Annotated in this window: 11 protein-coding genes; 3 read left to right on the forward strand and 8 right to left on the reverse strand. The window is 44.4% G+C overall.

Annotated features, from left to right (window positions below):
- Window positions 1-9: 9 nt before the first annotated feature.
- From B2248_RS12905 to B2248_RS12920, 4 genes are read right to left on the reverse strand one after another with little or no spacing between them, the layout of a single operon-like run.
- Window positions 10-1,275 (reverse strand): methyl-accepting chemotaxis protein, encoded by a 1,266-nt coding sequence (locus B2248_RS12905; protein ID WP_273178412.1) that lies wholly within the window; start codon window positions 1,273-1,275, stop codon window positions 10-12.
- A 24-nt stretch (window positions 1,276-1,299) separates the two neighbouring features.
- Entirely contained in the window at window positions 1,300-1,848 is a 549-nt protein-coding gene (locus B2248_RS12910) for a chemotaxis protein CheW (RefSeq protein WP_273178411.1), read from the reverse strand.
- Window positions 1,849-1,850: 2 nt separating this feature from the next.
- Entirely contained in the window at window positions 1,851-2,216 is a 366-nt protein-coding gene (gene pilH / locus B2248_RS12915) for a twitching motility response regulator PilH (protein WP_273178410.1), read from the reverse strand.
- 3 nt (window positions 2,217-2,219) lie between these two features.
- The gene (locus B2248_RS12920; protein ID WP_040576291.1) at window positions 2,220-2,591 is read right to left on the reverse strand and encodes a response regulator; all 372 of its coding nucleotides are present in this window, start codon (window positions 2,589-2,591) and stop codon (window positions 2,220-2,222) included.
- 262 nt (window positions 2,592-2,853) lie between these two features.
- Between B2248_RS12920 and gshA the strand changes: the two genes are divergently transcribed.
- A complete protein-coding gene (gene gshA, locus B2248_RS12925; protein WP_273178409.1) occupies window positions 2,854-4,128 on the forward strand; it encodes a glutamate--cysteine ligase in 1,275 nt (424 codons plus the stop codon).
- Between the two features lie 5 nt (window positions 4,129-4,133).
- On the opposite strand, the gene B2248_RS12930 is transcribed toward gshA, so the two are convergent.
- From B2248_RS12930 to B2248_RS12940, 3 genes are all read right to left on the reverse strand, one after another.
- Window positions 4,134-5,276 carry an FIST signal transduction protein gene (locus B2248_RS12930; RefSeq protein ID WP_273178408.1) on the reverse strand — a complete coding sequence of 381 codons (1,143 nt, stop codon included), beginning with the start codon at window positions 5,274-5,276 and terminating at the stop codon, window positions 4,134-4,136.
- A gap of 210 nt (window positions 5,277-5,486) precedes the next feature.
- A complete protein-coding gene (gatB, locus tag B2248_RS12935) occupies window positions 5,487-6,929 on the reverse strand; it encodes an Asp-tRNA(Asn)/Glu-tRNA(Gln) amidotransferase subunit GatB (RefSeq protein ID WP_273178407.1) in 1,443 nt (480 codons plus the stop codon).
- Window positions 6,930-6,978: 49 nt separating this feature from the next.
- Window positions 6,979-7,632 (reverse strand): HAD family hydrolase, encoded by a 654-nt coding sequence (locus tag B2248_RS12940; protein WP_273178406.1) that lies wholly within the window; start codon window positions 7,630-7,632, stop codon window positions 6,979-6,981.
- A gap of 148 nt (window positions 7,633-7,780) precedes the next feature.
- On the opposite strand from B2248_RS12940, the gene B2248_RS12945 reads away from it, so the two are divergent.
- Window positions 7,781-8,290 (forward strand): RNA pyrophosphohydrolase, encoded by a 510-nt coding sequence (locus tag B2248_RS12945; protein WP_083821400.1) that lies wholly within the window; start codon window positions 7,781-7,783, stop codon window positions 8,288-8,290.
- Here B2248_RS12945 and argA read toward each other — a convergent pair.
- Window positions 8,287-9,588 carry an amino-acid N-acetyltransferase gene (argA, locus tag B2248_RS12950; RefSeq protein WP_273178405.1) on the reverse strand — a complete coding sequence of 434 codons (1,302 nt, stop codon included), beginning with the start codon at window positions 9,586-9,588 and terminating at the stop codon, window positions 8,287-8,289. The two genes, B2248_RS12945 and argA, sit on opposite strands and share 4 nt — an antisense overlap.
- Before the next feature lie 119 nt (window positions 9,589-9,707).
- Here argA and B2248_RS12955 point away from each other — a divergent pair.
- Window positions 9,708-10,168, forward strand: a 461-nt coding sequence (locus B2248_RS12955; RefSeq protein ID WP_286723195.1) for a dihydroxy-acid dehydratase, incomplete at its 3' end; no start/stop codon positions are given.

The raw sequence follows: 10,168 nt of genomic DNA on the forward strand, positions 1-10,168 counted from the left end.
CAGATAAGCTTAGCGTGGCAACTTGAAGCCAGAGACAGACTTACGCAGTTCATTGGTTAACTCAAGTAATCGACCAATGGAGGCTGCACTTTCATTCGTGCCGGTAGATGTCTGCATAGTGATTTCCTGAATAACATTCATGTTTTCAGAGGTTGTCACAGCCGCTGTTGCCTGTTGTTTGGCATTATCAGAGATGTTGTTGATAAGTTCGGCCAATTGATGAGAAACGCTTTCAATCTGTTCAAGAGAGGTACCGGCATCCTGAGATAACTTGGCTCCAGCAACCACTTCCGTCGTACTTTGTTCCATTGAGCTGATGGCTTCATTGGTGTCACTTTGAATGGTCTTAACCAGTGCATCAATCTGCCGGGTTGCGTTACTGGAACGTTCAGCCAGACGCTGAACCTCATCAGCAACGACCGCAAAACCACGACCTGCTTCACCCGCCATGGCCGCCTGGATAGCAGCGTTTAGTGACAATATATTGGTTTGTTCAGCAATGTCGTTAATGAGTTCGACAATGTCGCCGATTTGCTGCGAGCTCTCACCCAGACGTTTAATACGTTTGGATGTTTCCTGGATTTGTTCACGAATGGTATCCATTCCGTGAATCGCTTTTTTCACCGCACTGTTACCCTGGATTGCCAGGGATACAGATTGTTTTGCCACGTCAGATGACTGGCTGGCACTGCGGGATACCTGTTCGATAGACCCTGCCATTTGAGTGATAGATGAACTTACTTCAGTAATTTGCTGGGCTTGATGCTCACTGGCATCAGTCAGGTGTAATGCTGTTGCCTGAGTTTCTTGTGCGGCGGAAGCTACTTGCATGGTGGTCGAATTAATTTGCTCAACCAGACTTCTTAATGCGTCAATGGTATAGTTGACTGAGTCGGCGATTGCACCCGTAATGTCTTCAGTCACGGTTGCGCTCACTGTAAGGTCACCATCGGCCAGATCGCCCATTTCATCGAGTAAGCGCAGAATGGCATCCTGATTATGGCGGTTTTGCAATTCCATTTTATCCAGTGAAACTTTTAACAGCTGGATAGTGGGAAAGCAGAGATTAATCGCTGCAAGCGTACTGAGAATAAATAATACGCCAACCCCAATGACAACAAACAGCAGGTTGGGGTAAATAAGCGTGTAAAACCCAGTAGCAATAAGGGCTAAACCTGCCAATGACAGAGCAAACAGCAGGATAAAGGCAAATAAGCCTGGCCAGTTCTTACTGTTTTTCAGCGACGAAAATAAAAGCTTGCTGGTTGAGTTCATATATCTTGTCCTGATATCAAATTATTATGCGGCAGCATTAATAAACCTTTCATCTTCAATAAGTTTTGAAAAACTGAAAACGTCCCATTGTGTGTCTTGTTGGTAAACCGTGCCGGTTAGATAAGGCGAAATATCTTTATGCGATGGGGTATCTATTTCATCCGGTTCACGTTGAAAATGTTTAAGCCCGTAGACTTCATCAACTAATAAACCACTATTGATGTCAGCGTCATTAATGACGATGATGCGGCTGCGTTTAGAGACTCTGCTGGGTTTGTCGATAAGGTAATGTTTCAGATCCAGCACCGGCAATAACTCACCTCGCAGATTCACAATGCCAAATACCCATGACTTAGCTTTGGGAACAGCGGTGATATGCTCTGGTACCGGAAAAACTTCTCTTGAATCGTTTAATGGAATGACAAAGTGATGATTAGCAACACGAAAGCCAATAGCCGTCCAACTTTGTCCGAGCGTTTCCTGCTGTGTTAAGCCTGCGGCTTTCTGTCTACTGCGGCGTTCGATGTCCTGCAGTATGGCAATGATGTCTTCTGGAGATTGTGGTTGCATCATAGTCATTTATCCAGCAACGATTGAATCTGCTCAATGATCTCATCCTCTGAGACCGGTTTACCAAGATACCCTTTTGCTCCTTGGCGGAGCCCCCACATCTTATCGGTCTCCTGGTTCTTTGAGGAGACAATAATGATGGGAATGTGGCGGGTTTCATCATCACGACTAAGAATCCGCGTTGCCTGGAAGCCATTCAGATTTGGCATCACCACGTCCATCAAAACGAGGTCTGGTTGTTCTGTTTGGGTCATCGTTACGGCTTGTTCGCCGTCTTCTGCAACCAGAATTTGATGACCATGCCTTTCTAGTAGCTTTTGTAAAACATAAACTTCAGTAGGAGAATCGTCAGCGATTAAAATTCGAGCCATAAGCTAATTTGCGTCCTGAGTTTTTTCCAGCAAATGTGTTCGGATGGCACCGAGTAAGTCTTCACGGGTAAAAGGCTTGGTTAAATATTGTTCAGCCCCTACAACGCGCCCTTTTGCTCTATCAAATAAACCATCCTTGCTGGAGAGCATTACTACGGGTATGTCCCTAAATTTAGGGTTATTTTTAACTAATGCACAGGTCTGATATCCATCCAGTCGTGGCATCATGATGTCAATAAACAAAATATCCGGGTGATGAGCGCTGATGACGGGTAAAGCTTCAAATCCATTATCAGCCGTCAGTACATCACAACCAGCTTTTTTTAACAGTGTTTCAGCTGTGCGGCGAATGGTGTTACTGTCATCAATCACCATCACCTTTAGGCCGTTAAATTCGTTATCACTCTGGCTCACGACAATGCTATACCTGAATTATTTTATAATTGTAATGCAGACGAAGATAACCCATTTTTGTTTTACAGGCTAGTGATGACTTGAGATGAATAACTATATCAGCGAGCCCTAATTTCACAATGGTTAAGTATGAATGACTTGAAATATCAAATTTGTGTCCCATGTCTCTTCTTATCGACATTTATACTGTTCTCTACACTTTAAAATCACAAGCGAGCCAACCATGACTTCAGGTGTCCCACATTTAACTACAGCACTCAATGGTCCTCTTCTTAAACTTGAGGCGATATTGTTAGAAAAGCAGACGCAAGTCGAAACATGGTTAAGGCAACAGTGGTTGAAGACACCTGCGCCTTTTTATGCTTCTGTCGACTTACGCAACGCAGGTTTCAAGCTGGCTCCGGTAGATACCAATCTTTTCCCCGCAGGCTTTAATAATCTCAATCCTTCATTCATACCTTTATGTATTCATGCAGCTCAGGCGGCGGTTGAACGTGCCTGTCCTACTGCTAAGCGTGTGTTAATTGTGGCTGAAAATCACACCCGGAATCTATTTTATTTAGAGAGCCTGGAGACCTTGCGAGATATTTTTCAGAAGGCCGGGATGGAAGCGCGTATTGGGAGTTTGTTGGAGGATATTAAAGAACCGATGAGTATTGATTTGCCATCAGGTAAAAAAATTACGCTGGAGCCGTTAGTGAGAAATGGTAATCGTGTTGCTGTCGGTGACTTCTCACCTTGCCTTGTCTTATTGAATAATGATTTATCAGCGGGACGCCCCGAAATTCTGGAAGACCTTGAGCAAGAAGTTATCCCACCATTACGTGCGGGTTGGTCTACCAGAAAAAAATCTGATCATTTCACCCAATATAACGGCGTCGCAAAAGAATTTGCTGAACAGATAGGTATCGATCCCTGGTTGGTTTCACCACTCACACTTCAATGCGGAGAGGTAAACTTCAAAGAAAAATCGGGAATAGAATGTCTGGCCAGAAATGTAAATAATTTATTGGCCTCTATTCGTGCCAAGTACGCTGAATACGATATCGACAGAGAACCCTTTGTGGTAGTGAAAGCGGACTCTGGTACGTATGGCATGGGAATCATGACGGTCAAAAGTGCTGAGGAAATTGAGAACCTTAATCGTAAACAGCGAAATAAAATGTCATCGGCAAAAGAAGGCTTAGTTGTTGATAATGTCTTGGTGCAAGAAGGGGTCTATACCTTTGAAACTTTGGGGACAGAGAAAGCGGTGGCTGAACCCGTGATTTATATGATGGATCACTATGTCATTGGTGGTTTTTATCGAGTGCACACCGGACGTGGTGTGAATGAGAATTTAAATGCGCCTGGCATGCATTTTGAGCCATTAGCCTTTGCTCAGTCTTGTAGTACACCGGATCAGAGCGATCTGCCCGATGCTGAACCTAATCGTTTTTATGCCTATGGTGTGATTGCCAGACTGGCATTATTAGCAGCAGCAAGAGAAATCGCCTGATTAAATCAGGCGTTGTGCTCGCTTAAATAGGCGATAGTCATTGTTTGGTTATGTAACAGGCTATGACTGTCATCTTCTCCAGAACAGATTTCACCGTTGGAATAAAACCCGGTAATACCTGTCTGCATACCTAGTAGCCTCTGAACAGCAAAGACTTCATCTGAGACTTGTGATTCCATCACCAGTTTACGACCGACACAGCTCACACAAATCGCTAGTGCTTTGTCATTGATATTCACGTCTTTTTGCAGAATCTGTCTGGCAGCTTCACTGGCACCTAAAACCAAACGATCATGGTCTGATTTCAGAAAACGTACTGTTGAACCTTCTTTAATATTACCGGCGAAGGTCAGGCTGTTTTCTTTTTCATTAATGGCGAGCAATGTTCTGATGACATTAACATTCTTCTCATCCATGATGGCAAATGGGAAATTCAGCCCGGAAGCCGGTAATTGATTAGCGTAATAACCGATATACATTTTATAAAGAGGTAAAGCCGGTTTATTATCCAGCTCATACACCACATTTTTGTTTGAACGCGTAATTTGTCTGGGGGGGCCATACGGCTGCCAGCCACCTAAGGCTCCACTGGTGACGATGGCATCCTCACCGTAAATACCAACAGCAATCACTACACGATCCTGAATTTTGTCATTATTGATTAACAGGGTCTGTTTAAATGCCGCAGAGTCACCTGCTAATCCCCCTGTGATAGGAACGTTTGGTAAAATTTCCTGAAGCCCTTCTACTAACTCTGAACCATTGACATTTAAACCATCACTGAGCACAAAGACGCCTTTCAGATCGTCCATTTTTAATTCAGCAGCGATTTGTGCACCCAGCGCATGAGACTGTTCCATGCTATTAACTGGCTTGCTAATAAACCTTAAGGTGCTTCGCTCCCATTGCATGGCGGTGATATGGATACTGTCGTCATAAACGCCATCACCAGTAATCTCGCCGGAAGTGGTGCAGCCAATAATTTCTGCCTTTGGATAGCGTTTTTTTAAGGTTTTTGCGAAACCTTTATCATTGAAGCGGCTCACAGAACCGAAAACGAGAACCCAATTGGCTTCAGGTAAGGGAGAGGCCGACGGTAATTTATTCAAACCCGTCTTGGCGGGGAGGTGCTCCTGTACAAACTTCATTGGTTGGTGAACCTTTGCTCCATCATTGGCTTTTAGCGCCGTTGTCAAAAAAGCGTAACAAATCCATCAAGTGATACTACAACGTTTAGTGGTTAAGGGGAATCAGGCGAACAGGAATTTGTGAGCTGCCTCACAATGAGAACGTAAAATTGAAAATAAAAAAGCCGCATAAATGCGGCTTTTTCGGTTTCGCTTAGGTCAGGATATTGATTACCAGTTAAGTTTTTTCTGCAGTAATTCATTGACCTGGGCCGGATTGGCCTTACCTTTTGATGCTTTCATAATTTGACCTACAAAGAAGCCAATGAGCTGTTCCTTGCCATCGCGGTATTGTTGAACTTGATCGGGGTTATTTGCCAGAACCTCATCCACCATCGCTTCAATGGCACCGGTGTCTGTCACTTGTTTCAGGCCTTTGCTTTCAATGATTTCATCCGCATCTTTGCCTTCACCTGCCCATAATGCTTCAAACACTGTTTTAGCAATCTTGCCTGAGATGGTGTTGTCAGTGATTCGGTTTAATACGCTGGCAAGTTGTTCTGCGCTGACTGGGGATTCTGAGATATCCAGATTAGCCTTGTTTAAGGCCCCCGAGACATCACCGATGACCCAGTTAGCACATTGTTTCGGATCCTTACCACCTGTGGCTGCCAGCAATGACTCAAAGTAAGTAGCGAGTTCACGGCTGCTTGTTAGTACTGAAGCATCATAAAGAGATAGACCTAACTCATTAACAAAACGATCACGTTTTTCATTCGGTAATTCAGGCAATGTTGCTTTAATCTCGTTGATGGTCACTTCATCAATAATAAGCGGTAGCAAATCCGGATCGGGGAAGTAGCGGTAATCATTCGCTTCTTCTTTGCTACGCATAGCACGGGTTTCATTTTTGTCTGCATCATACAGACGGGTTTCCTGAATCACTTCACCGCCGGATTCCAGAACATCAATCTGACGCTCGATTTCATAATTGATTGCACGTTCGACATTACGGAAAGAGTTGATGTTCTTCAGCTCAGCTCGGGTACCAAATTTTTCCTGGCCTTTGGGACGAACAGAAACATTGGCATCACAACGGAAGGAACCTTCCTGCATATTGCCATCACAGATCTCGAGATAGCGAACCAGAGAGTGAATTTTTTTCATGTAGGCAACGGCTTCTTTTGCACTACGCATATCGGGTTCAGAAACAATCTCTAATAAAGGCGTGCCGGCACGGTTTAAATCAATACCGGTTTCGCCATCAAAGTCTTCATGCAGCGATTTACCGGCATCTTCTTCAAGGTGAGCACGAGTGATGCCAATGACTTTTTCTGTGCCATCTTCCAGCTCAATATTGATATGGCCTTTACCAACTACGGGTAGCTCATATTGGCTGATTTGATAGCCTTTAGGTAAATCAGGGTAGAAGTAGTTTTTACGGGCAAAGACTGAGCGATCAGAGATTTCAGCATCAACGGCGAGGCCAAATTTAATCGCCATTCTGACGGCTTCGGCGTTGAGTACAGGTAATACGCCCGGTAAACCTAAATCAACAGCACATGCTTGTGTGTTGGGTTCTGCACCGTATGCGGTGGCAGCACCAGAGAAAATTTTAGATTTGGTGGCGAGTTGGGTATGAATTTCTAACCCAATAACAACTTCCCATTCCATATTGACGGCCTGATTATGAATGATAAAAAACGATGAATTGTAACAATTATTAACGCAAACTGAGAATTTTCCAGCCTTTTTCCTTGGCGACAGCTGCAAGCTTGTCATCCGGATCAACAGCCACAGCAGTATCCACTAATTCTAGTAACGGAATATCGTTATGGGAGTCACTGTAAAAAATACTGTTTTCCATATCTTCATCCCGGTGGTTTAACCACATTTTCAAACGTTCGATTTTGCCATGCTGGAATGACGGGGTGCCGGAGACTTTGCCGGTAAATGCACCATTGATCATTTCAGGTTCGGTTCCAATCAGGTGTTCAATACCCAACAGTTCGGCAATAGGTTGAGTCAGAAAACTATTGGTGGCGGTAATAATCAATAAGGTATCACCCTGAGCACGATGTTTTTCGATGAGCTCAATACCCGCCGGCAATATAATCGGCTTAATTTTTTCTTCCAGATAAGCCGCGCGCCAAGATTCTAATTCCTGCATAGAGTGATTGGCGTAAGGAGTAAATACAAATTCCAGAAATTCGTAGATATCCAAGGTACCGTTGACGTATTGCTGATAGAAATGATCATTGGCAGTTCTGTATGCAGCCTCATCTACAATGTTATTTTCACACAGGTATCGGCCCCATAAATAGTCGCTATCACCAGCCAATAAAGTATTGTCTAAATCAAAAATTGCCAACGCCATGATGCAGGAAAAGTCTCCGTTTTAATCAAAAATACGACTATTGTATGTCAAAATGCATTGCATACTGACAGTGCTTTTAATAATCTAATCACTAATTGAGAATAAACCGCTGGGGGCGATTGCGCTCAGCCAGCCAGAGACTTAAGTCGTGATTGATAAAGATGGCTTCAGGCCTAATGTAGGGATAATACTCTGCAACGAAGAGAATCAGGTGTTGTGGGCGCAACGTGCGCAACATGATTCGTGGCAGTTTCCTCAGGGGGGGATTAAATCCCATGAAACTCCTGAGCAAGCGGCTTATCGTGAACTTACGGAAGAGGTGGGTTTACTGCCAGAACATGTTGAGTTAATTGCTTCCACTCGCGGGTGGTTGCGTTACAGGTTGCCGAAACGTTACCTGCGATACGGTAATAAGCCGCTTTGCATTGGCCAGAAGCAGCGCTGGTTTTTAATGCGCTTCACCGGCAAGGAAGAAGACGTCAAACTCAACCTGCATGAAAAACCGGAGTTTGATGACTGGCGTTGGGTCGATTACTGGACCCCTGTTGATGAAATCGTGTTTTTTAAACGTCGCGTTTATGAAAAAGCATTACACGAATTCGCGCCATTGTTATTCCCCGAATACCGTCGCAAGCTAAGTAATAAAAAGAATCGCTAAGCCAGCTGCTTTCTAAACACCCGTGAATTACGGTGGTAGTTATATAGTGCTTGCTTGGCTACGGGGAGGTCTGCAATTTCTGCAGGCTTGAAACCTTGTTCTAAAAACCAATGCGCTGTTTGTGTGGTCAGCACACAGAGGTGATTGATACCTTGCGCCTGAGCGGATTGCTCCAATACCGCTAATAACTGTTTACCCCGACCATGGCTTTGATAGTGATTGGAAACAGCAAGGCAAGCGAGCTCAGCCATATCATTTTCAGGATAAGGGTAGAGCGCAGCACAAGCGACCACACTGCCATCACGTTCCATCACGGTGAAATGATCAATTTCACGTTCGAGCAATTCTCTGGACCGTTTTACAACAATGCCTTTTTCTTCCAATGGCTGGAGTAATTCTAATATTCCGCCGACGTCATCGATCACTGCTTGTCTTGTGGTTTCGAAAGAGGTTGCGGTGACCAAGGTGCCGGCACCATCACGACTAAACAGTTCTTGTAACAATACGCCGTTGATGGCTCTGTCCAGAATATGAACCCGAGTCACACCGGCTTTACATGCCTTGACCGCGGCGGGTAATGAGGGATGAGAAGACAACGTTTTTTGTGCTTCATCAACTGTCAGTTCACGAGGCATGGCCTGGTTACTGTGACCAATAAAAATGAGTTTGTCAGCGCGAAGTGCTGTCGCAACTTCGGTAGCGATAGATTCTGCTGACACATTAAAGCTTTCACCGGTTAACGAGTAACCTAGCGGGGGGAGTAATACGATATTTCCTGCTGCTAACTGCTGGTTAATACCTTCGCTATCAATGCGACGAACTTCACCAGTATGACCAAGATCGACACCATCAATAATGCCTGCCGGTCTGGCGATAACTAAATTGCCACTGATGCAGCGAATGCGAGCATCGGCCATCGGAGTATGAGGTAAACCAAAAGATAATTTCGATTCAATGTCGAGGCGAAGTTTACCAATTGCTGCTTTGGCGATAACGAGACTGACATCATCAGTGACACGCAAACCACTGTGATAACGGACAGGAACATTCTGTTGAATGCAACTTGCTTCAATTTGCGGCCTGGCACCGTATACCAGTACAAGTTTGATTCCTAAACTATTAAGAATAGAGATATCATGCAGTAACGGTTCAAACTCTTGGCTATCGATAGTTTCGCCATCAAAAGCAATAACAAATGTAGCGCCACGATGACTATGAATATAAGGCGCGGCAGTACGAAACCAGCTTGTTGTTGTGGCTAAGTTTTGTGGCGTAACAGGCTTTACAGTGTCGTTCATTAATGTTCTTTTTTATCTCAGACTCAGCACGCTTGCCAAGTGTCGTGTAAAATTTATCAGATTATTACCGTGTGATCTAAGGGTTACATGGAGCAAAACAGATTTTGGAGAGATTTCGCATGCCTCAATATCGTTCAAGAACATCTACTGCCGGCAGAAATATGGCTGGTGCACGCGCCTTGTGGCGGGCTACAGGAATGAAAGATGATGATTTCAACAAGCCTATCATCGCCGTGGCTAACTCGTTTACGCAATTTGTTCCAGGACATGTTCACTTAAAAGATCTGGGTCAACTGGTTGCGCGCGAAATTGAAAAAGCGGGCGGTGTTGCGAAAGAATTTAATACCATTGCCGTTGATGATGGTATCGCCATGGGGCATGGTGGCATGTTGTACAGTTTGCCATCGCGCGACATTATCGCTGACTCTGTTGAGTATATGGTTAACGCGCACTGTGCTGATGCGATTGTCTGTATTTCAAATTGCGACAAAATTACACCTGGGATGTTAATGGCCGCCATGCGGTTGAATATTCCGGTTATTTTTGTTTCAGGTGGCCCGATGGAAGCCGGTAAAACAAA

It is taken from the genome of Methylophaga sp. UBA2012, assembly GCF_002335235.1.
GTDB lineage: Bacteria > Pseudomonadota > Gammaproteobacteria > Nitrosococcales > Methylophagaceae > Methylophaga > Methylophaga thalassica.